This is a genomic window from Ancylobacter terrae (genome assembly GCF_045108345.1).
In the GTDB taxonomy this organism is placed as follows: Bacteria; Pseudomonadota; Alphaproteobacteria; order Rhizobiales; family Xanthobacteraceae; genus Ancylobacter.
Genome location: NZ_JBJGXH010000005.1, coordinates 209,113 through 229,822, shown reverse-complemented (window position 1 = coordinate 229,822; position 20,710 = coordinate 209,113). Strand labels below are relative to the sequence as shown.

The 20,710-nt window shown below is 71.9% G+C and carries 21 protein-coding genes; 10 read left to right on the top strand and 11 right to left on the bottom strand.

All coding sequences use genetic code 11. From position 1 onward, the window contains the following. Nucleotides 1–2: 2 nt before the first annotated feature. From ACEUEL_RS21615 to ACEUEL_RS21605, 3 genes are read right to left on the bottom strand one after another with little or no spacing between them, the layout of a single operon-like run. Nucleotides 3–887: an efflux RND transporter periplasmic adaptor subunit gene (locus tag ACEUEL_RS21615; protein ID WP_405710176.1), complete on the bottom strand. Its 885-nt coding sequence runs from the start codon at nucleotides 885–887 to the stop codon at nucleotides 3–5. After that, complete coding sequence (locus ACEUEL_RS21610) at nucleotides 878–1,105, bottom strand: DUF1656 domain-containing protein (RefSeq protein ID WP_405710173.1); 228 nt, start codon at nucleotides 1,103–1,105, stop codon at nucleotides 878–880. Before ACEUEL_RS21610 ends, ACEUEL_RS21615 begins: the two co-directional genes overlap by 10 nt. Continuing rightward, nucleotides 1,102–3,231, bottom strand: coding sequence for an FUSC family protein (locus ACEUEL_RS21605; RefSeq protein ID WP_405710170.1), 2,130 nt, complete (start codon nucleotides 3,229–3,231; stop codon nucleotides 1,102–1,104). The genes ACEUEL_RS21610 and ACEUEL_RS21605 overlap by 4 nt, the downstream gene beginning before the upstream one ends. Nucleotides 3,232–3,437: 206 nt before the next feature. Between ACEUEL_RS21605 and ACEUEL_RS21600 the strand changes: the two genes are divergently transcribed. The 5 genes from ACEUEL_RS21600 to ACEUEL_RS21580 all read left to right on the top strand — a co-directional run bounded on the left by ACEUEL_RS21600 (nucleotide 3,438) and on the right by ACEUEL_RS21580 (nucleotide 9,575). Then, nucleotides 3,438–4,970 carry a YifB family Mg chelatase-like AAA ATPase gene (locus tag ACEUEL_RS21600; RefSeq protein ID WP_405710168.1) on the top strand — a complete coding sequence of 511 codons (1,533 nt, stop codon included), beginning with the start codon at nucleotides 3,438–3,440 and terminating at the stop codon, nucleotides 4,968–4,970. A 971-nt stretch (nucleotides 4,971–5,941) separates the two neighbouring features. After that, a complete protein-coding gene (locus tag ACEUEL_RS21595) occupies nucleotides 5,942–7,519 on the top strand; it encodes a response regulator (RefSeq protein ID WP_405710166.1) in 1,578 nt (525 codons plus the stop codon). 113 nt (nucleotides 7,520–7,632) lie between these two features. Next, nucleotides 7,633–8,670, top strand: a complete 1,038-nt coding sequence (locus ACEUEL_RS21590) for a GNAT family N-acetyltransferase (protein WP_405710163.1) — start codon at nucleotides 7,633–7,635, stop codon at nucleotides 8,668–8,670. 144 nt (nucleotides 8,671–8,814) lie between these two features. Next, on the top strand, nucleotides 8,815–9,285 hold the full coding sequence (locus tag ACEUEL_RS21585; RefSeq protein WP_405710160.1) for an Hsp20 family protein: 471 nt from the start codon (nucleotides 8,815–8,817) through the stop codon (nucleotides 9,283–9,285). Between the two features lie 2 nt (nucleotides 9,286–9,287). Next, nucleotides 9,288–9,575: a BQ00720 family protein gene (locus tag ACEUEL_RS21580; protein ID WP_405710157.1), complete on the top strand. Its 288-nt coding sequence runs from the start codon at nucleotides 9,288–9,290 to the stop codon at nucleotides 9,573–9,575. A gap of 66 nt (nucleotides 9,576–9,641) precedes the next feature. Here ACEUEL_RS21580 and gshB read toward each other — a convergent pair whose 3' ends face one another. After that, nucleotides 9,642–10,583, bottom strand: a complete 942-nt coding sequence (gene gshB / locus ACEUEL_RS21575; protein WP_405710154.1) for a glutathione synthase — start codon at nucleotides 10,581–10,583, stop codon at nucleotides 9,642–9,644. Nucleotides 10,584–10,853: 270 nt separating this feature from the next. Between gshB and ACEUEL_RS21570 the strand changes: the two genes are divergently transcribed. Further along, a complete protein-coding gene (locus tag ACEUEL_RS21570) occupies nucleotides 10,854–11,180 on the top strand; it encodes a cupin domain-containing protein (RefSeq protein WP_405710151.1) in 327 nt (108 codons plus the stop codon). 3 nt (nucleotides 11,181–11,183) lie between these two features. On the opposite strand, the gene ACEUEL_RS21565 is transcribed toward ACEUEL_RS21570, so the two are convergent. Both ACEUEL_RS21565 and rsmI read right to left on the bottom strand, forming a co-directional pair. Continuing rightward, nucleotides 11,184–11,558, bottom strand: coding sequence for a YraN family protein (locus ACEUEL_RS21565; protein WP_405710148.1), 375 nt, complete (start codon nucleotides 11,556–11,558; stop codon nucleotides 11,184–11,186). After that, nucleotides 11,551–12,450, bottom strand: a complete 900-nt coding sequence (gene rsmI, locus ACEUEL_RS21560) for a 16S rRNA (cytidine(1402)-2'-O)-methyltransferase (protein WP_405710145.1) — start codon at nucleotides 12,448–12,450, stop codon at nucleotides 11,551–11,553. Before rsmI ends, ACEUEL_RS21565 begins: the two co-directional genes overlap by 8 nt. A 279-nt stretch (nucleotides 12,451–12,729) precedes the next feature. Between rsmI and ACEUEL_RS21555 the strand changes: the two genes are divergently transcribed. Together ACEUEL_RS21555 and ACEUEL_RS21550 are read left to right on the top strand one after the other, a co-directional pair. Beyond that, nucleotides 12,730–13,947: a penicillin-binding protein activator gene (locus ACEUEL_RS21555; protein WP_405710142.1), complete on the top strand. Its 1,218-nt coding sequence runs from the start codon at nucleotides 12,730–12,732 to the stop codon at nucleotides 13,945–13,947. Between the two features lie 119 nt (nucleotides 13,948–14,066). Further along, entirely contained in the window at nucleotides 14,067–14,363 is a 297-nt protein-coding gene (locus tag ACEUEL_RS21550) for a WYL domain-containing protein (RefSeq protein ID WP_405710139.1), read from the top strand. A 58-nt stretch (nucleotides 14,364–14,421) separates the two neighbouring features. Here ACEUEL_RS21550 and hemW read toward each other — a convergent pair whose 3' ends face one another. From hemW to rph, 3 genes are read right to left on the bottom strand one after another with little or no spacing between them, the layout of a single operon-like run. Then, nucleotides 14,422–15,615: a radical SAM family heme chaperone HemW gene (gene hemW, locus ACEUEL_RS21545; protein WP_405710136.1), complete on the bottom strand. Its 1,194-nt coding sequence runs from the start codon at nucleotides 15,613–15,615 to the stop codon at nucleotides 14,422–14,424. A gap of 7 nt (nucleotides 15,616–15,622) precedes the next feature. After that, on the bottom strand, nucleotides 15,623–16,282 hold the full coding sequence (gene rdgB / locus ACEUEL_RS21540; RefSeq protein ID WP_405710133.1) for an RdgB/HAM1 family non-canonical purine NTP pyrophosphatase: 660 nt from the start codon (nucleotides 16,280–16,282) through the stop codon (nucleotides 15,623–15,625). Next, the gene (rph, locus tag ACEUEL_RS21535) at nucleotides 16,282–16,995 is read right to left on the bottom strand and encodes a ribonuclease PH (protein WP_405710130.1); all 714 of its coding nucleotides are present in this window, start codon (nucleotides 16,993–16,995) and stop codon (nucleotides 16,282–16,284) included. Before rph ends, rdgB begins: the two co-directional genes overlap by 1 nt. 197 nt (nucleotides 16,996–17,192) lie before the next feature. Here rph and hrcA point away from each other — a divergent pair, with 197 nt between their 5' ends. Continuing rightward, nucleotides 17,193–18,293 (top strand): heat-inducible transcriptional repressor HrcA, encoded by a 1,101-nt coding sequence (hrcA, locus tag ACEUEL_RS21530; RefSeq protein ID WP_405710127.1) that lies wholly within the window; start codon nucleotides 17,193–17,195, stop codon nucleotides 18,291–18,293. A gap of 71 nt (nucleotides 18,294–18,364) precedes the next feature. Next, nucleotides 18,365–19,000, top strand: a complete 636-nt coding sequence (gene grpE, locus ACEUEL_RS21525; protein ID WP_405710124.1) for a nucleotide exchange factor GrpE — start codon at nucleotides 18,365–18,367, stop codon at nucleotides 18,998–19,000. Between the two features lie 54 nt (nucleotides 19,001–19,054). On the opposite strand, the gene ACEUEL_RS21520 is transcribed toward grpE, so the two are convergent. Together ACEUEL_RS21520 and ACEUEL_RS21515 are read right to left on the bottom strand one after the other, a co-directional pair. Beyond that, nucleotides 19,055–20,002, bottom strand: a complete 948-nt coding sequence (locus tag ACEUEL_RS21520; RefSeq protein WP_405710121.1) for a hypothetical protein — start codon at nucleotides 20,000–20,002, stop codon at nucleotides 19,055–19,057. A gap of 77 nt (nucleotides 20,003–20,079) precedes the next feature. Continuing rightward, nucleotides 20,080–20,706 carry an alpha-ketoglutarate-dependent dioxygenase AlkB family protein gene (locus ACEUEL_RS21515; protein ID WP_405710118.1) on the bottom strand — a complete coding sequence of 209 codons (627 nt, stop codon included), beginning with the start codon at nucleotides 20,704–20,706 and terminating at the stop codon, nucleotides 20,080–20,082. Between the last annotated feature and the right edge of the window lie 4 nt (nucleotides 20,707–20,710).

Below are 20,710 nucleotides of genomic sequence, written 5' to 3'. Positions count from 1 at the left end.
GGTCAGCGCGGCGAGGACGTGTCCGGCCGCACCACCACCGTCGCCGACATGCCGGCGGCGAGCGCCACGTCGTCGGGCACCGGGCCCAGCGCAATGCGCACGGGAATGCGCTGCGCCAGCCGGATCCACTCGAAATTCGGGTCGACGGCGGCGAGCAGGCTGCCGCCGGCCGCGGTCGGATCGGCGATGGCGCGGCTCAGGCCCTGCACCGTGCCCTGCAGCACCCGCCCGCCGGCCATCAGCTTGATATCGGCGGCATCGCCGACCCGGATGGCGGGCAGCTTGGTCTCCATGAAATAGGCATAGACATAGAAGGAATCACGGTCGACCAGCGCCACCACGCCCTTGCCGACGGTGGCGTAGTCGCCGACCGTGGCGGTGAGGTTGGTGACGAAGCCGTTCACCGGCGCGCGCACCGAACTGCGCTCGAGATTGAGCCGGGCGGTGGCGAGCTCGGCCTCCGCCAATTGCCGGGCGGCCGCGGTTTCCGCCGCCTTGGTCCGCGAGGTTTCCGCGGTGACCGCCGAGATCGCGCTGGAATCCTGCGCCATCACCGTGGCGTCGCGATCGGCGTTGTCCTGCGCGAGTTTCAGCGCCTGCCGGATCTGGTCGAGATTCGCCTCGGCCTGCTGCACCGCGATGGCGAAGCGCTGCTGGTCGATGACGAACAGCACGTCGCCCTTCTTCACCGCCTGATTGTCGACGACGTTGATCGCGCTGACGAGGCCCGAGACGTCGGGAGCGACATCGACCACGTTCGCCAGAACCCGCGCGTCCCGGGTCCAGGGCGCGAGCGTGTAGAAGTCCCACAGCCGCCAGCCGACCAGCACGGCCGCGGCGACGGCAACGAGCGTGAGGCCGACCCGCACCGGCGCGTTCAAAGCCATCCGCGTCCCCCGACGAAGATGACGCCCCCGACGAGGAGCACATAGAGCGCCAGATCGAACAGCGCCCGGTGCCACACGAACCGGTCGAGGTTCCACCGGCGCATGATCCAGCGCAGCGCGATGTAGGGCATCAGCGCCGCCAGCGCCCAGAGAAGGATCGGCGGCAGGTAGAATCCGAAGAACGGCAGGCTGTGCAGGACGGCAACATTCGCGGTCACGGATCACCTTCCCCCGGTCCGCGCGTCAGGAAGGCGCGGTCGATATCGAAGCGGTCGAACAGATAGCGCAACGAGGCGCCCGCGTGCAGGACGGCGCGCGCCGCGCCGGCATCGCTACCCTGCCACAGCACGGCGAGATCCGCGCGCGCGGCCGCCACCAGCGCCTGAGCGTCGCGCGCCGCGGCAGCGCGGTCGCCGCCCATATGCTCGATGGCGGTCGCGAAGGCGGTCAGGAAGGCATCGAGACGCCCTGCCAGCGCGGGGGGTGTCTGCCGATCGCGGCGGGCAGAGGCGAGCCGCCCGATCTCGACCGCCGCCGAGGCGACGCTCAGCGTGCCCGCGAAGAAGACGCTGTCGCCCTCCCGATCGAGCGCGAGGCGCGGCAGCAGCGTCTGCAGCATCCCGACGATCATCCGCCCGGCGACACGGCCACCGAGTTCGCCGCGCGCCACGGCGGGAATGATCCGGCGGAAGGTGCGCTCCCACATGAGGTCGCGCCGCATCCGCGAGGTGATGGGAAAGACGGCGAGGATGGCGAGACAGATCAGCATGCCGAAGACCATCGCCACTGCCGCGTTCACGAAGACGAACTCGTTCGTGGCCGGCGTGTTGCTGGCCCCGATCTGGGCGATGACGAAACCGCCGAACGCGATCCCGGCCCAGGCCTGGGAGGGCGTTCCCGCCATCAGCCCCGCGGGAATGAGCACCAAAAGCAGCACCACCGCCAGCGCCGCGAAACCCTCGAGCGAGGGCAGCACGAGGATCATCAGGACATAGGACATGACCGTGCCGAGCAGCGACCACAGCAGGAAGCTGCGTGCCGCCGGGCCCGGATCGTCCTGATTGACGGCGAAGAACAGCATCGTCGCGCCGCCCGTCACCGCGGTCAGGCCCGCCGTCCACCCCGTCGCGAGCCAGATCGCGCTGAGGACGGCGAGCGCAAGTGCCGAGCGGGCCGCGTTCAGCGTTGCCTCGCGGCGGCTGCCGCCCAGCCCTTCGCCGGATCGCCGCCGCCGGGCCGAGCCCCCTGGCCGCAGCGTCGCGGCCTCGGCGACGATCACCATCGAGAGTTCATGCAGCAGGCTGTCCGCCCGGCGCAGGATCAGCAGGCCGTTCGCCAGCGGCTCGAACGGCACCGAGCGCGGCGCCCCCGCCAGCCGCTCGGCGGCCGCGGTGAGGCCGGCCCGCGCCGCGAAGAGCTCCTGCCGGACGCGGCGCGGGTCGCCGAAGGCGTCGGGATCGGCGGCGATCGTCTCGAGCCGCGCCGCCGTGGCCGCCAGCGCCGGCTCGACCTCCGCCATCACCCGGCGGCCAGCGCCCTCCTCGAAATCCCCCAGCCGGACATACAGGCCGCGCGCGATCGACAGCACGTAGAGGAACTCGCGCACCGTGCGGGCGAGCGCGGGTCCATCGGCACGCATTTCCGGCGCCTCGAACAGCGTGTAGGAGCGCAGCGCGTCGAACGAGACGACCTGCGTCACCATCCGGGCGCGCATCTCCGCGAAGGCGGCCGGTGGCGTCGCACGGCGGAGCGCCGTCGCGCCATAGGCCGACAGACCGGCGAACAGGCCGGCCAGTGCCTCGCGGAGCGAGTCGCCGGCGAATCGCGGCCAGACCAGCGTCGAGGCGGCGGTGACGCAGGCGATGCCGAGGAGGATCGCGGCGATCCGGTCGGCGGCGATCGTCCAGGCGTTCAACGGATCGGACGCGCCCTCATAGGCGACGAGCAGCGCGGTGTAGCCCATCAGCAGCACGCCATAGGCGGTGTAGTTCCGCAGCCGCGCGCCGACGTAGAAGCTCGCGCCGACGACGAGGGCGGTCGCCGCCACCAGCAATTCCGCCGCCTGCGAGAACAGCGCCACCAGCACGAGCCCCAGCGCGCCGCCCGCCAGCGTGCCGGCGGCGCGCCAGGCGCCCTTCGCGACGGCGGCGCCGACCGTGGGCTGGGCCAGCAGGTAGACCGTCAGCGTCGCCCATTGCGGATCGTCGAGTTCCAGCCAGAACGCGATCGCCAGCGCCGCCAGGGCGGCAAGGGCGGTCCGCAGCGAGAAGACGAGGTTGCGCCAGCCGAGATCGATGCCCGGCCGGGCGGCCGCCAGACTCCGCGGCATATCGGCGACGCTCATGGCGGCCCTTGTCCCATCGCGTTCCCTGCCACCGTCGGGCGCCGGCCGCCGCCGCAGGGTGCCGGAGCGCCGCCGCCGGCGCAACGCCGGTCCTTTACGGCGCGGCGGCGGTCGCCGGCCACCTGGGTTTGTTCTCATATTGTTCTTGACGCGCGGGAGGTCCTGCGCTTAGCTCGAACGGTAGCGGGGGACTGGCGGGCAGAGCGATGATCCAGCGCGTGGCGACGGTGGCATTCGAGGGGGTCGAGGCGCGCGCCGTCGATGTCCAGATCCAGGTCGCGCCCGGCCTGCCGGCGTTCAATCTGGTCGGCCTGGCCGACAAGGCGGTGACGGAGGCGAAGGAGCGGGTCCGCGCCGCCCTGATCGCCTCGGGCCTGGCCCTTCCGGCCAAGCGCATCACCGTCAATCTCGCCCCGGCCGACCTGCCCAAGGAGGGCAGCCATTACGACCTGCCGATCGCGCTCGGGCTGATGGCGGCGATCGGCGCGCTGCCGGCCGATGCGCTGGACGGCTATGTCGTGCTCGGCGAGCTGGCGCTCGACGGGCGGCTCGCCGCCGTGGCCGGGGTGCTGCCGGCGGCGATCGCCGCCAATGGCCGCGGCTTCGGCCTCATCTGCCCGGCCGAGTGCGGTTCGGAAGCGGCGTGGGCGAGCCCGGACATCGCCATCCTCGCGCCGCTGTCGCTGATCCAGCTGGTCAACCATTTCGCCGGCCGGCAGAGCCTGTCGCGTCCCGATCCGCGGCTCGCTCCCGACGCGGTGCAGCGCGCCGACCTCGCCGACGTCAAGGGCCAGGAGACGGCCAAGCGTGCGCTCGAGGTGGCCGCTGCCGGGGGGCACAATCTCCTCTTCGTCGGCCCGCCCGGCGCCGGCAAGTCGATGCTGGCCCAGCGGCTGCCCTCGATCCTGCCGCCGCTCGCCCCGGCCGAACTGCTCGAAGTCGCGATGGTCGCCTCGGTGGCGGGCAGCCTCCAGGGCGGCGCGCTGACCAATCGCCGCCCCTTCCGCGCCCCGCATCATTCCGCCAGCATGGCGGCGATGGTGGGCGGCGGGGTGCGGGCGCGGCCCGGCGAAGTGTCGCTCGCCCATCACGGCGTGCTGTTCCTCGACGAGCTGCCGGAGTTCAATCCGGCGGTGCTGGATTCGCTGCGCCAGCCGCTGGAGGCCGGCGAGGCGGTGATCGCCCGGGCCAACCACCGCGTCACCTACCCCGCCCGGTTCCAGCTGGTGGCGGCGATGAATCCGTGCCGCTGCGGCCATGCCGGCGAGCCGGGCCGCACCTGCCGGCGCGGTCCGCGCTGCGCCGCCGACTATCAAGCGCGCCTGTCCGGGCCCTTTCTCGACCGCATCGATCTCAATCTCGAGGTCCCCGCCGTCACGGCCGGCGACCTCATTCGCCCGGCCCCTGCCGAGAGCAGCGCCAGCGTGGCCTTGCGGGTGGCGCAGGCGCGGCGTGTGCAGGCGGAGCGCTTCGCCGCGCTCGACCGGCCGGACCTCGCCACCAATGCGCAGGCCGGCGGCCCGCTGCTGGAGCGCATCGCCTCGCCCGATCGCGCCGGCCAGGCCCTCCTCGCCGACGCCGCCCGGCTGGTCAGCCTGTCGGCACGAGGTTACCACCGGGTCCTGCGCGTGGCCCGCACGCTTGCCGATCTCGCGGGGGCGGAGAGCGTCGGCCGCGCGCATCTCGCCGAAGCCCTCGCCTATCGGTCCAGTATCGAGCGCACCAGCGCGGCGGCCTGACGCGCCGCACGGGGAAGCCCCGCGCGGGTCCCGGCGCGCCGTCACCGGCCGCGGCGAGGGGACGACGACCGGAGGAACCGCCGGCAGCCGGGCGGAATGCGGGATGCGTGGTGAGGCGATGGGGCACCACCGTCCCGGTCGGCTGGCCGCCGCCGGACAAGACTTTCTTAACCGCCACGCGGGAAAGCGCGGCGGGCGGCATCCGGCGGCAAGACTTCGCTCAGCGCTGTCGGGCCAGTGTGGCCGCTCAGCGAAATCGCCGCGGCGATCGTCGCTGCCGGCGGCCGCGGATGATCCGTGTCACGACGATCTATGTCACGGCGATCACGTCACGACGATCGAAGGGACGATGATCCACGTGAAACACCGAGACGGGAGCCGAGCCATGCCCGCAATACGCCCCTCGGCCGTCACCCCGGGTGGTCGGCCGCCGTGCGAGCGGATCGCGGCCCGGCGCGCCAAAGGCGGCGAGGTCCGCAGCCGGATCACCGCAGCCGAAGGAGGCGGTCCGCCGTCTTCGCGATCGCGATCGCCCGTTCGGGAGCGGCGCGTCCGGGAGATCCGAGCGAGGCCGGCGGCACCCCGGCGAGGGTCGCGACTGGGACAGCGACCGAGTCCGGCACAGGTTCAGGTGGCCGTCGCAGCCGGTGCGGCCGGTCGGGGCCTCGCCCCTGCGACCGGCAAGGCCGCGCGCCGCCGCGCCCCCGAGCCGGGGAACAGCGTGGCATGACGACGCTCATCCCGCCGTGTAATCTGCCGCCGGCGCCGGCGCCCAGGTCCGCGGCGCACGATCCGGGTGCCGGGGCCAATGCCGGCGCCCCAAGCCATGCCCCGTACGCGGCCAAATCCCGGCAGGCGTTGCGGGCGATGTGCGCGTCGATCGGCTTCGGGCCGGCTCCCCGGTCCGCGGCTCCGTCTGCGGCAGGCGGTGTCGGCCGGGTGGGCGGGCCTTCATCGGGAGACCCATGGAGATGGATGACGGGGTCCTGCGGAGCCGGCTCGGCATGGAACTAGATCCCGAGGCCTTGCCGGCCGATTCGCGGCAGGCGATCAGCCACGCCAGCCACGAACTGCGCACGCCCCTCGCCGGCATGGTGGGGCTGGCCGAGCTCCTGCTCGACACCGCGCTGACGCCGGAGCAGCGCAGCTATGCCGGCACGCTGAAGACCTCGGGCGAAGCGCTTCTGCTGCTGGTCGAGGAACTGCTCGACCACACCACCGGCGCGGGCAGCCCCCGCCCGCTCTCGATCGGCCCGTTCGATCCGGCGGCGCTCGCCGGGGAGGTGGTCGAACTGCTGGCCCCGCGGGCGCAGTCGCGCAACCTCGAACTCGCCACCGAGATCGCCGACGACGTGCCCGGCTCCGTCGCCGGCGACGCCACCGTGCTGCGGCAGGTGCTCACCAATCTCATCGGCAACGCCATCAAGTTCACCCCGGCGGGCGGCGCGCTCCTGCGCGTGCGGCGGCTTCGGCCCGGGCGGCTGCGCTTCGAGGTCAGCGACACCGGCCCGGGCGTGGCGCATGGGGAACGGGCGCTGATCTTCCGGGAAAGCGCGCGCGGCTCCGACGCCGCCCGCCGCGACGCGACCGGCAAGGGGCTGGGCCTCGCCATCGCCAGCCGGCAGATGGAGCGCATGGGCGGCCGCATCGAGCTCTCCGAACCGGGCGAGGCCACCGGCGCCACCTTCGCGGTGGAGCTCGACCTCCCCGAACTCGAGCCGCCCGCGGCCGCGAGCCGCCGCGAGCTCGGCGGCGAGTCGGTGCTGGTGGTGTCACCCTCGCCGATCGTGGGTCCCGCGCTCGCGGGCAAGCTCCGCGCCTGGGGCGCGCAAACGCGGCTTGCCGCCACGCCCGAGCCGGCGCTGACGTTGCTCGCGCAGGGCGGCTACAAGGCGGTGCTGGCCGATGCCACGCTCGGCTGGGAGGCGCTGGAGCGTATCGTCGCGGCCAGCCGGAACCGCGCGGCGCGGCGCATCGTGCTGATCGGCCCGCATGAGCGCCATGCGCTCGACCGGCTGCGCCCGCTCGGCTTCGAGACCTACCTCGTCAAGCCGGTACGCCCGGCTTCCCTGGCGAGCCGGCTCGATGGCCCGATCGCAGGCGCCTGGAGCGAGGAGCCCGCGGCGGCGCCCTTCAAGCTCCCGGCCGGCCATGGCCGGCTCTCGGTGCTGCTCGCCGAGGACGACGACGTCAATGCGCTGCTGCTCAGCGCCATACTGGCGCGCTGGGGGCATGCGCCGACCCGCGTCGCCGACGGCGAGGCCGCGGTGCAGGCCGTGCGCGAGGCCGCCGCGGCCGGCACGCCCTATGACCTCGTCCTGCTGGATCTCAACCTGCCCCGGCTCGACGGGCTGGCCGCCGCACGGCGCATCCGCGCGCTCGAGGCCGGTGCGACGCTGCCCCTGCTCGGCATGAGCGCGGACGCGAACGCGGCGGTGGTGGCCGCGAGCCAGGCCGCCGGCATCGACCGTTTCCTGCCCAAGCCGCTCGACCGCGCCCGCCTCGCCGAGGCGCTCACGCAGGCCGCCGTCGGCCGCCATGCCGCGTGAGGCCGCGTGCCATCCCCGTCCGGCTCGGTTACCATGCGTCATCGGCGCCATGTCACATGCGCGTCTGAAAAACGTGGTGACGTGACCGGAATCAAGCAGCCGAGGTTTCAACCATGCCGTATCCGCGGGTGAGCGAGTCGCCGACCGGGTTCGACGACCCCGGCCTCCTCGCGCCGCCGACCAGCGCGGCGGCCCCGCGGGGCATGCCGGCGGGGTTGCGGCAGATGTTCGCGCCGCTGCTGCGTGCGGGCGAGCCGGCGCGGTTCAGCCCGGCGCGGCTGATGCCGGCGCTGCGGGTCTATTCCGGCCATCGCCACCGCGACGCCCGCTGGACCGAGGGGCCCGAAAGCCTGGGCCGGATCGGGAGCCTCGAAGTGCGGCTGGCACGCAGCGCCAAGGATGTGCGGCGGGTGCAGCGGCTGCGCTACAAGGTGTTCTACGAGGAGATGTCGGCGCTGCCCGATACCGCCATGCGGCTGGTGCGGCGCGACATCGACGCCTTCGACGCGATCTGCGACCACCTGCTCGTGCTGGATCACGACGCCCGGCGCGCCCGGCTCGGGCGCGGGCCGAAGGTGGTCGGCACCTACCGCCTGCTGCGTCAGGAGGTGGCCGAGCGCCATACCGGATTCTACACGGCGGGCGAATTCGACATCGCCCCGCTGCTGGCGCGCCATCCGGGCCGGCGATTCCTGGAGCTGGGGCGCTCCTGCGTGCTCGCCTCCTACCGCAACAAGCGCACGGTCGAGCTGCTCTGGCACGGCATCTGGGCCTATGTGCTGCGCCATCGGGTCGACGTGCTGTTCGGCTGCGCCAGCCTCGAGGGCACCGATCCGGCCGCGCTCGCCCAGCCGCTCGGCTTCCTGCACCATTTCGCCCCGCCGGACGCCGAATGGCACGCCGCGGCGCTGCCGGTGCGGGCGCAGGCGATGAACGCCCTGCCGAAAGAGGCGATCGAGCAGCGCGCGGCGCTGTCCAGCCTGCCGCCGCTGATCAAGGGCTATCTGCGGCTCGGCGCGCAGATCGGCGAAGGGGCGGTGATCGACCACCAGTTCGGCACCACCGACGTGCTGATCGTGCTGCCGGTGGAGCGGATCAGCCCACGCTATATCGGCCATTTCGGCGCCAACGCCGAGCGCCACGCCGCGTGAGCGTCCCCGCCGTTTCGTGATCGGCGCGCCGGCGTCCCCGCCGGCACCTGCCTTGCGGGAACCCCGGCGCTGTCCCATATCTGGTCGACCGGGACGCCTTTCGGGTCCCGGCAAGCAAAGTCGCTTAACGAGGACTTTGGGACCATGTCGCGTATCCCCTCGCTGTCGAGCCCCCTGCTGCTCGGCTTCGACGACGTCGAACGGGCGCTTGACCGCATCGTCAAGGGTTCGGACGGCTACCCGCCCTACAATATCGAGCGGATCATCGTCGAGGGCCGGCCGGACCGGCTGCGCATCATCCTGGCCGTCGCCGGTTTTTCCAGCGACCAGCTCGATGTGACGCTGGAGGAGAAGGAGCTCGTCATCCGGGGCCGCCAGGCCGAGGACGCCGGTCGCACCTATATCCATCGCGGCATCGCCGCCCGCCAGTTCCAGCGCACCTTCGTGCTGGCCGACGGAATCGAGGTGCTGGGCGCCGAACTCAAGGACGGCCTTTTGTCGGTCGATCTCGTTCGACCGGAACCGGAGCGGCTCGTCAGGCGTATCGCTATTGCGACCGCCGAGCCGCGAGGAAGCACGAAACCGGTCTCGACCGCTGATGAGAGGAGTCGCTGACCATGACCAATGATATCGAAGCCGCGACCGGCATCGCCGGACGCCCCGCCCCGCACGACCTGTCGCCCGAAGCGTTCGCGCGTCTCGGCGGCGGCACCATCGCCTATGTGCGCGCCATCCAGTCCGAGGATGTGCCGGCGCTGTTCCCCCAGGCTCCGCACATCGCGCCCGGGCTGCAGCTCTACACGCTGCACGCCGCCGACGGCACGCCGATCATGCTGACCGACAGCCGCGAGGCGGCGATCGCCAGCGCGATGGAGAGCGAGCTGACCACGCTCAGCGTGCATTGACGCAGACGAACATGCTGTCGAAGGGCCGGCCTCGCGCCGGCCCTTTTTCATGTCGGCGTCGGGTGCTCAGCGCCGCTTCGCCTCGATCACGTCCCACAGCCGCGCCGCGATGTCCGGCCCGCCGAGCCGGCTGATCGCCCTTATGCCGGTGGGCGAGGTGACGTTGATCTCGGTGAGGTTGCCGTCGATCACGTCGATGCCGGTGAAGAGAAGCCCGCGGGCGCGGAGCGCCGGGCCGAGCCGCTCGCAGATCTCGCGCTCGCGCGGGGACAGCTCGGTTTCCTTCGCCGCCCCTCCCCGCACCATGTTGGAGCGCAGGTCGCCCTCGCTCGGCACCCGGTTCACCGCACCGGCGAACTCGCCGTCGATGAGGATGATGCGCTTGTCGCCGTGCTTCACCTCGGGGATGAAGCGCTGCACCACCCATTGCTCGCGGAAGGTGGTCGCGAAGAAATCGTAGAGCGAGCCGAAATTGAGGTCGTCGCGGGTCAGGCGGAACACCGCCGCGCCGCCATTGCCGTAGAGCGGCTTGACCACGATGTCGCCGAACTCGTCGCGGAACGCCTTGATCTCCGCGAGGTCGCGGGTGATCAGCGTCGGCGGCATCAGGTCGGGGAACTCGGTGACGAAGATCTTCTCCGGCGCGTTGCGCACATGGGCGGGATCGTTCACCACCAGCGTCTTCGGGTGGATGCGCTCGAGCAGGTGCGTCGCGGTGACGTACTGCATGTCGAAGGGCGGATCCTGCCGCATCAGGATCACGTCGAAGCTGTCGAGCCGCACCCGCCGGGGCTCGGCGAGGGCGAAATGATCGCCCTTCACGTCGCGCACCTCCAGCGGCTGCACCGCCGCGAACAGCTCGCCGTCGCGCAGCGCCATGCGGTCGACCGTGTAATAGGCGAGCGAATGCCCGCGCGCCTGCGCTTCCAGCAACAGGGCGAAGGTCGAATCGCCGGCGATGTTGATGCGGTCGATCGGGTCCATCTGGACGGCGACGGAGAGGGTCATGGCAGGGCACTCGGGAGGATGGGGCGGCGCGGGCAGGGCGACGACTGTAGTGCCGTTCGCGGCGCGGCGGAATCGCCCCGTCGGCGGGAAAACGTCGCGCGCTCGCGCGAAAGGCGCAGGTCTGCCGTGTCGGATGGGCGCAGAGCGGGCGGCACGCGCCCCGTCGCGGCCGCCGCGTCATCCGGCACCCGCGCCGCGCTCCGCCGCGGGCTTCCGCTCCGCGGTCCGTGCTTCTAACCTCCGGGGGATCGAACCGGAGCCCGCCCGCCCATGGCCTTCACCTGCGACATTCCCGCCGTCCCGACGCTTCAGCTCGACGACGAGGTGGTCCGCATCACCCGCTGGGATTTCGCCCCGGGGGCGGTGACCGGCTGGCACAGCCATGGCTGGCCCTATTTCATCATCATGCTGGAGGCCGGCACGCTGCGCGTCGACAATGGCGGCGCGGTCACCGAGGTGCCGCTCGCGCGGGGCGAGGCCTATCGCCGTCCCGCCGGCATCGAGCACGACGTGATGAACGCCTCGCCGCACCCGATCGCCTTCGTCGAGATCGAACTGAAGCGGCCGGAGGCACCGGCGGCGCTCGGGCTGGTCTGAGCCCTAATCGGCCTCGAAGGCGCCCGGCAGGTGCTGAGGCGCCCGCCCCGGTGCGGCCAGCACCACGTCGAAGCGCAGGTCGAGGCCGGCCAGCTCGGGATGGGCGGCGAGCCAGATCTCCGCCGCCCCGGCGATGCGCCGGCGCTGGCGGGCGCCGATCGATTCGGCGGCGTAGTCGATGCGGGCCCGCGCCTTCACCTCGACGAAGACGACCAGCCCCGCACGCCGGGCGATCAGGTCGATTTCGCCGCGCGGCGTACGCACGCGCCGGGCCAGCACGGTGAAGCCCTGCCGTTCCAGCAGCGTGGCGGCGGCGGCCTCCGCCGCGAGCCCGCGCGCGAAGGCGGCGGTGCGGGCGGGGGCGGGCGACTCAGCCATGACCGGCGCGGGCGAGGACCAGCGCGCGGGCATAGATGTCGCGCTTCGGCCGGCCGGTCGCGGCGGCGACGGCGCTCGCCGCATCCTTCACCGAGAGCGTCTCCAGCGCCGCGCGCAGCGCCGTCTCGACATCCTCGTCGCTCGCCGCGCGTTTCAGCGGCGGCCCGATGACGACGACGATCTCTCCCTTCGGCGCGCCGGCTTCGGCGTAATGGGCGACGAGGGCGTCGAGCGGGGCGCGGCGCACTTCCTCGAAAGTCTTGGTGAGTTCGCGGCAGACCGCGGCCGGGCGCGGGCCCAGCACGGCGGCGAGATCGGCGAGGCTGTCCGGCAGGCGGGGCCCGCTTTCATAGATCACCAGCGTCGCCGGGATGGCGGCCAGTTCGCCGAGGCGGGTACGGCGGGCGCCCTGCTTCGGCGGCAGGAAGCCCTCGAAGAAGAAGCGGTCGGTCGGCAGGCCGGCCGCCACCAGCGCGGCGAGGCTCGCGGAGGCGCCCGGCAGCGGCACCACCGGATGCCCGGCGCCGATCGCCGCCTCGACCAGCTTGTAGCCGGGATCGGACACCAGCGGCGTGCCGGCGTCCGAGATCAGCGCCACCGTACCGCCGTCCGCCAGCCGGGCGAGCAGGCGCGGGCGCACCGCCTCGGCATTGTGATCGTGATAGGCGACGAGCGGCGTCTCGATGCCGTAGCGCTCCATCAGCCGACGACTGACGCGGGTGTCCTCGCAGGCGATCAGGTCGGCCCCCGCCAGCGTTTCGAGCGCCCGCAGCGTGATGTCGCCGAGATTGCCGATGGGCGTCGCCACGACATGGAGGCCGGGCGCAAGGCGGGGGGCGGAAATGATCTGGCCGGCGAGCCGGAACTGCCGGGGGCGGTCGGGACTGTGCATGGCGGCATTCTAGAGCATTTCCCGATCCGATGGCTTCATCTGATCGACGAGGAATGGCGCCAGCTGTCTGGATCGAGGGCACGTCCTGATCGTTCGGGATGTTCCATCCGAACGGGAACGGTTCCAGAGCGGTTCCCGCGGCGACGGAATGCCGGGCGGTGCCGGGGCACGGCATCGGGCCTCGATCGAGGATCACCCTCTGCCGCGCACGCTCAAAACGATTTCAATTTTGTCGATTCCTGCTCTAGATGACGGGATGGATCCTGCTGCGGAGAGGCGATGCCCCTGCCACCTGCCCCGCCGACCGCTCGCCACGCGCGGATGCTGAGCCGTCGCGCCCTCCTGCTCGGCGGCGGCTGTGCCTTCCTCTCCGCCTGTGGCGGCACGGCGATCGATCCCGGCCCCGTCGCGGCCCTGCCGCCGCCGGTGGCGCCGGAGATGCCGGCCGCGCCTGCCGACGCCATCGGCACGGGCAGCGTGCGGATCGGGCTGATCCTGCCGCTCGGGGCCAGCGGAAATGCCGCCATCGCGGCGAAATCACTGCGCAATGCGGCCGAGATGGCGCTGACCGACTTCGCCGGCGCCGACATCCAGATCCTGGTGAAGGACGACAAGGGCACCGCCCAGGGCGCGCAGGCCGCCGCGCAGGCGGCGATCGACGAGGGCGCGCGGGCGATCATCGGCCCGCTCTTCGCCCATGCCGTGGCCGCCGCGGGGCAGGTGAGCCGGGCGCGCGGCGTGCCGCTCGTCGGCTTCTCCACCGATACCAACGTCGCGACGCGCGGCGTCTTCCTGCTCAGCTTCCTGCCGCAGAACGATGTCGACCGCGTGGTGCGCTATGCCAGCGCGCGCGGCCGGCGGGGATTCGCGGCGATGCTGCCCGAGAACGCCTACGGCTCCGTCGTCGAGGCGGCGTTTCAGGAGGCGGTGCCGGCGGCGGGCGGGCGCGTCATCGCCATGGAGCGCTTCGCTACCGGCGGCGCCAACATCGCCGAGGTGGCGCGCCGGTTCGCGGGCTCGGCCGGCCAGGCGGACGCGCTGTTCATCCCGGATTCGCCCGGGCAGATCGCCCAGCAGCTCAGCGGAGCGGGCGTCGACGTGAAGCGGCTGCAATTGCTCGGCACCGGCCTGTGGGACGATTCGCGCATCTTCGCCGATGCGGCCCTCGCGGGCGGGCTTTATGCGGCGCCCGATCCCGCCGGCTGGCGGGCCTTCGTCGAGCGCTACCGCGCCCGCTTCGGCGCGGACCCCGTGCGCACCGCGACGCTCGCCCATGACGCGGTGTCGCTGATGGCGGCGATCGTGCGCACGCGCGGGCCGATGGGCATCAACGACAATTCCCTGCTCAGCCCGTCGGGCTTCAACGGCATCGACGGCGTGTTCCGCTTCCGCGCCGACGGCACCAACGAACGCGGCCTCGCGGTGATGCAGGTCGGCCCCGGCGGCGCCCAGATCGTCGACCCGGCGCCGCGGAGCTTCGGCGGCGCGGCGCTGTAGGGGGTTAACCCGCTACATTTAGTGGTCGGCAAGGACCCCACTGCGACATATTGACTCGCGTGCCGCTTAGTTGCACCGTCTTTTCGGAATGTAGGATTCGCTGATCAACGGGGCACACAATGCTGTCCACTATCGTCGAGGCTATTCGTAATAAGGAAATCTTGGACATTGGATATGAGCCTGGAGCACGGTTGATCGAGCCGCATTGCTTGGGCCATAGCGCTGATGGCAATATATTATTGCGAGCATACCAGATCAGCGGCGCCTCAGCTTCAGGCGAACCATCTGAATGGAAACTTTTTCGGCTCGATCGGATGTTTCGCGCTACTTCATTCGGGCAAAAATTTCGAGGTCCGAGAACTGGTTACAATCCAAACGATCCTGCAATGAAGCGACGGATTATTGCTCGCCTTTGAGGCACAAGTATCGAATCAAGTGGACGATACACTGACGATCTAGTTTCCCGATCCCCGCCTACGCCGCCAGATCCGCCACGATCGCGTCCAGCACCGGGAAGCCCTGCGGGGTGACGCGGATGCGGCCGTCGGGGAGTTCCTCGACCATGCCCTCGGCGATCAGCACGGTGAGCCGGGCCGGCTCGAAATCGCGGCCGGAAAGACGCGCGAAGCGGTGGCGGTCGATGCCTTCCTTGAGGCGCAGCCCCATCAGCAGGTACTCGTCAGCCTGCTCCATGCGCGAGAGGGCTTCCTCGTCCACCGTGCCGTGTCCCTCGGCCTCGACCCGTTCCAGCCAGGCTTCCGGGCCACGCTCGATGGCGGTGGCGACGCGGCCCTCGGGCGTGTCGAGGCGGCCATGCGCGCCCGGCCCGATGCCGGCATATTCGCCATAGCGCCAATAGACCAGATTATGCCGGCTCTCGGCGCCGGGACGGGCGTGGTTAGAGATTTCATAAGCCGGCAAACCAGCCGCGGCCGTGGTCTCCTGCGTCGCGTCCCACAGCGCGCGGGCGAGCTCGCCCTCGGGCAGCACCAGCTTGCCCGCGCGATGCAGCGCGGCGAAGGGGGTGCCGTCCTCGATGGTGAGCTGGTAGAGCGAGAGGTGCTCGCAGCCCTCGCGAATCGCGCGGGCGAGCTCGGCGGCCCATTGTTCCGGGGTCTGGCCGGGGCGGGCATAGATCAGGTCGAAGGAGACGCGCTCGAACGCCCGGCGCGCCACCTCCACCGCCGCCAGCGCCTCCGAGGCGCTGTGCATGCGTCCCAGCCCCTTCAGCGCGGTGTCGTCCAGCGCCTGCACGCCCAGCGAGACACGGTTGACGCCGGCCGCCCGATAGCCGGCAAAGCGTCCGGCTTCCACGCTGGTCGGGTTGGCTTCCAGCGTCACCTCGGCGCGCGCGTCCAGCGGCCAGGCCGCGTCGATGGCCTCGAGGATGGCGCCCACCGTGGCGGGCTCCATCAGCGAGGGCGTGCCGCCGCCGAAGAAGACGCTCTGGGTGCGGCGCTGGCCGTTGCGGGCGCGGAAATGGGCGATCTCGGCGCGGAACGCCTTGACGAAGCGCTCCTGGTCGGGCGGGGCATGCCGCACATGGCTGTTGAAGTCGCAATAGGGGCACTTCGCCAGGCAGAACGGCCAATGGACATAGACGCCGAAGCCGGGATCGGCCGGGATCGGGGGGGCGATGTCGGTGCGCTCCAGCGTCATGAGCCCCATGCCGGCCTCAGTCGAACTTCGCGCCGAGGCAGGCTTCCGCCAGCGCGATGAAGGCGCGCGCGCGGTGCGACAGGCCGCGGCCCGCCGGCGGCAGCCCGTGCTTCTCGACGCCCGACATCTCGCCGAAGGTGCGGCTGTGACCGTCCGGCAGGAACATCGGGTCGTAGCCGAAGCCGGCCGGTCCGCGCGGCGGCCAGACCAGCGTGCCCTCGACCACGCCCTCGAAATCCTCGGTGTGCCCGTCCGGCCAGGCGATGCAGAGCGCCGAGACGAAGCTCGCCTTGCGCTGCGCCGGCTCGGTGGCGTCGGCCTCGCGCAGGCCCTCCTCCACCTTGGCCATGGCCATGGCGAAGTCCTTCTCCGGCCCCGCCCAGCGGGCGGTGAGCAGCCCTGGCGCGCCACCGAGCGCCTCGACGCAGAGCCCCGAATCGTCGGCGAAGGCCGGCAGGCCGGTCAGCTCGGCGGCCGAGCGCGCCTTGATGCGGGCGTTCTCGGCGAAGGTGAGGCCGGTCTCGTCCGGCTCGGGCAGGCCGAGCTCGCCGGCGGAGGTCGCCTCGACGCCATAGGGCTGCAGCAGGAAGGCCATCTCCTCCAGCTTGCCGGCATTGTGGGTGGCGATGACCACCCTGCCGTCGAGCCGGCGGTGCGGGCGGAGATCGGACTCCATCACGCCACCGCCAGCTTCTGCAGGTCGACGAGGCGGGTGATGCCCTTGCGGGCGAGATCCATCAGCGCCGCGAACTCGTCCTCGGAGAACGGCGTCTTCTCCGCAGTGCCCTGCACCTCGACGAGGCCGCCGGTGCCGGTCATGACGAAATTGACGTCCGCGTCCGCGTCCGAATCCTCGGCATAGTCGAGATCGAGCCGGGGCTCGCCCTTGACGATGCCGCAGGAGACCGCCGCCACGTGGTCGCGCAGCGGCATTGCCGAGAACATGCCGCGCGCCTTCATCCAGGCGAGGCAATCGTGCAGCGCGATCCAGGCGCCGGTGACGGAGGCGGTGCGGGTGCCGCCGTCCGCCTGGATGACGTCGCAGTCGACGGTGATCTGGCGCTCCCCCATCTTCTCGAGGTCGACCACCGCGCGCAGCGAGCGGCCGATCAGGCGCTGGATCTCCTGGGTGCGGCCGGAGGGCTTGCCGGCGGTGACCTCGCGGCGGGTGCGCTCATGGGTGGCGCGCGGCAGCATGCCGTATTCGGCGGTCACCCAGCCGCGGCCCTGCCCCTTCAGCCAGGGCGGCAGGCGCTCCTCCAGCGTGGCGGTGACAAGCACATGGGTATCGCCGAACTTGACGAGGCAGGACCCCTCGGCATGACGCAGCACGCCGCGCTCGAAGCTGACGGCGCGCATCTCGTCGACGGCGCGGCGGGACGGGCGCATGGTGATTTCCTTTCTCGATCCGGCAGCCCTTTTACGTGCGTCGCGCCCCGGCCGGCAAGGGGCGCTCCGGCGGGGCTCCCCCGCGCCGCGCGCGGAAAGCGTGATGGCGACTTGAACCGGCCGTGCCGCTCATCAGTATAATAGAGGCCGCGCCCCGCCGGGACGCGCCGCCAAACGCCATCGGAACCGACGCCGACATGCCGCTCGACCCGCTGCTCGCCTCCCGCGCTCCCGAACTCGCCCGGCTCGACGAGCGTTCCCGCGAGATCTTCCGGCAGATCGTCGAGACCTATCTCGCCACGGGCGAGCCGGCCGGCTCGCGGAACATCTCGCGGCTCATCCCGATGACGCTGTCGCCCGCCTCGGTGCGCAACGTGATGGCGGATCTGGAAGCCGCCGGCCTCATCTTCGCGCCGCACACCAGCGCCGGGCGGCTGCCGACCGACCGGGGGCTGCGCTTCTTCGTCGACGCGCTGCTGGAGATCGGCGACGTCGCCGAGGAGGAGCGCAACGCCATCGAGACACAGGTGCGCGCCGCCGCCCGCGGGCGCACGCTCGACGGCGTACTGGCGGAGGCCTCGACGCTGCTTTCCGGCCTCTCGCACGGCGCCGGCATCGTCACCGCCACCAAGAACGACGCGCGGCTGAAGCACATCGAGTTCGTGGCGCTGGAGCCGAGCCGGGCGCTGCTCATCCTCGTCGCCGAGGACGGCGAGGTGGAGAACCGGCTGGTGACGCTGCCGCCGGGCCTGCCCGCCTCGGCCCTGGTCGAGGCCACCAATTTCCTCAATGCCCGCGCCCGCGGGCGCACCATCGGCGAATTGCGTGCCGAGGTGCAGAAGGCGCTGCAGGCGCGCCAGGCCGAGCTCGACGAAATCACCGCGCGGGTGGTGGCCGACGGCCTCGCCAGCTGGTCGGGCGGGGAGAAGAACGAGCGCCGGCTGATCGTGCGCGGCCAGGCCCGGCTGCTGCAGGACCTCAAGGCGATCGAGGACCTCGAGCGGGTGCGGCTGCTGTTCGACGATCTCGAGGCGAAGCAGGAAGTGGTCGACCTGCTGGGCCGCGCGGAGGAGGCGCAGGGGCTGCGCATCTTCATCGGCGCCGAGAACAAGCTGTTCTCGATGTCCGGCTCCTCCACCATCGTCGCCCCCTATCGCGACGGGCAGGGGCGGGTGGTCGGCGTGCTGGGCGTGATCGGGCCGACCCGGCTGAACTATGCCCGCATCGTGCCGATGGTCGACTTCACCGCCCGCGTGGTCAGCCGCATACTGGGCGGGCCGGGGGCGGATGCGGCTTGATTTTTCGGCCCCGCGACCCGATATGGCGGGCGATTGGCGGGCTCGCGTGACAGGGCCCGGAAGAGGATTGCATGACTGCTGACAACCACAACCCGGCGGATGCGCCCGACGCAGCGGCGTCCGGCGCCGCCGACGCGACCGGCACCCCGGGCGCGGAAGCCACCATCGCCGCCCTCGTCGCCGAGAAAGAACGCCTCGACGCCGAGGTGGCGGGCCTCAAGGACAAGTTCCTGCGCGCCTTCGCCGAGGCCGACAATATCCGCCGGCGGGCCGAGCGCGAGGTCGCCGACGCCAAGACCTACGGCATCGCCTCCTTCGCGCGCGACATGCTCACCGTGGCGGATGATTTCGGCCGTGCGCTGGGCGCCATCGACGCCGAGGCGCGGGCCAAGGCCGAGGGCACGCTGAAGACGCTGCTCGACGGTATCGAACTCACCGAGCGGGCGCTGGCGCAGACGCTGACCAAGCACGGCGTCGCGCGGATCGAGGCGGAAGGGGCGAAGTTCGACCCCAATCTGCATCAGGCGATGTTCGAGGTGCCGAACCCCGCCGTGCCCTCGGGCACGGTGGTTCAGGTGATCCAGCCCGGCTACACGATCGGCGGGCGGGTGCTGCGCCCGGCCATGGTCGGCGTCGCCCGCGGCGGCCCCAAGCCCGCCGCGCAGCCCGATGCCCCGGCCTCCGAAGGGCCTCAGACCGGCGCCTGATCCCACCGGACGGGATGTTCGCACGACGGCCGGGCTCAGCCCGGCCGCTTTCGTTCAGCGCAGCGTGACGCCGTCGCGCAGGCCGCGCATCTCGGTGAAGGCGGTGTCGAAGCCGTCGGCGCGCGCCACCCCGACCATGCGGATATAGGCGCTCTTCCCGAAGCGGAGCCACTGCGCCACCTTCACCGGCGCGCCGGTCTTGGCATCCTCCGCGCTGGCGACGATCTCGAAGCCGGGCTGGCCGCCGATGCGCAGCGGGCCACCGCGCTCGGGCTTGATGTTCTTGACGCCCGGCACGGAAGCGATGGCGCGCCGGGAGAAGCTGTCGCGGTCCTCCTCGCGGATGTCGCCCTGCGCCGCGGCGACGATGAAGACCGGCTGCTGGAAGCCCTCGATCTGGTCGGCCGGCCCCTTGGCCATCATCACCGCCGCATTGCCGAGCACCTTGAGCGGGCGGTAGCCGTCGATCGCCGGCACGGCGAAGGGCAGGCGGGCGACCAGTTCGTCCGTGGTCGGCGGCGCGCGGAACACGACGCTGCGCAGCGCCGCCTCGATCGCCGTGTCGGGATAGGTGGCGGCGGCGGCATCGGGATATTGCGCGGTGACGAGGGCGGTCGTGCTCTTGCCCCCGCCCAGCAGCACCCATTTGCGCAGGCTGAGCCCGCCGACCTGCTGGCGGCCGCGCAGCAGCAAGGCCTTGCTGCCATCGCCGAGCGTGAGGTCCTCGCGATGCTCGACCACGACCCCCTTGGTGGCGAGCGCATCGGTGTCGAAGCCGGAGAGGATTTCGCCGAAGGCGCTGGGCGGCATCTCGACGATCAGGATCGAGGCCTTCGCCGCCCGGTCCTCGAAACCGTGGACGCCCGACGCCGGCACCATGCCGGCCGGCGGCACCAGGCCGACCGTGCCCTCGCCGGCGAAGACGGCGTCGGCCGCCGCGAGCGGCCCGGCCGAGGCGGCGAGCATGAAACCGGCGACGATCCCGGCGAAAAGCCTGCGCATATGTGCGATCCCGATGGTCATGGCGCGGGTGTGGCGACCCATCGCGGCAGGAAAGTGACGGAGCGTATGCCCCGGCTTCAACCGCGCGTGACGCGGCGCAGGGTCAGATTGAGCCGTCCGGGCGTGCCGAGCAAGGTCGACGTGCCCGGCAGGATGCGATCGATGCCGTGGAAGGCCAGCCGGCTCGCCCCGGCCAGCAGCAGCGCATCGCCCGAGGCGAGCCGGATCGAGCGGGTCGGATCGCGCCGCGCGGTGCCACCGATGCGGAAGACCGCGCTGTCGCCGAGCGACAGCGAGAGCACCGGCGTGTCGAGGTCGTCCTCGTCGCGGTCCTGATGCAGGCCCATACGGGCGCCCTCGCCATACCAGTTGATCAGGCAGGCCTCCGGCGCCGGCGCGCCGCCCGCGAGCGCGGCCCACGCCGCGACCAGCGCCGGCGGCATGTCCGGCCACGGCCGGCCGGTGGCCGGGTGCAGCGGCTGGTAGCGATAGCCCTCGACATCCGACACCCAGCCGAGCGGGCCGCAATTCGACATGCGCACGGAGAAGGGCTTGCCGGTGCGCGGCATCGCGGGCGTGAACAGCGGCGCCTCGACGAGCACGGCGCGGATCGCGTCGCGCAGCGCCTCCTGCGCCGGCCGGTCGAGGAACCCCGGCCACCAGCGACAGCCCGGCGCGATGTCGAGGGGGGCGGGGGTATTCATGGCC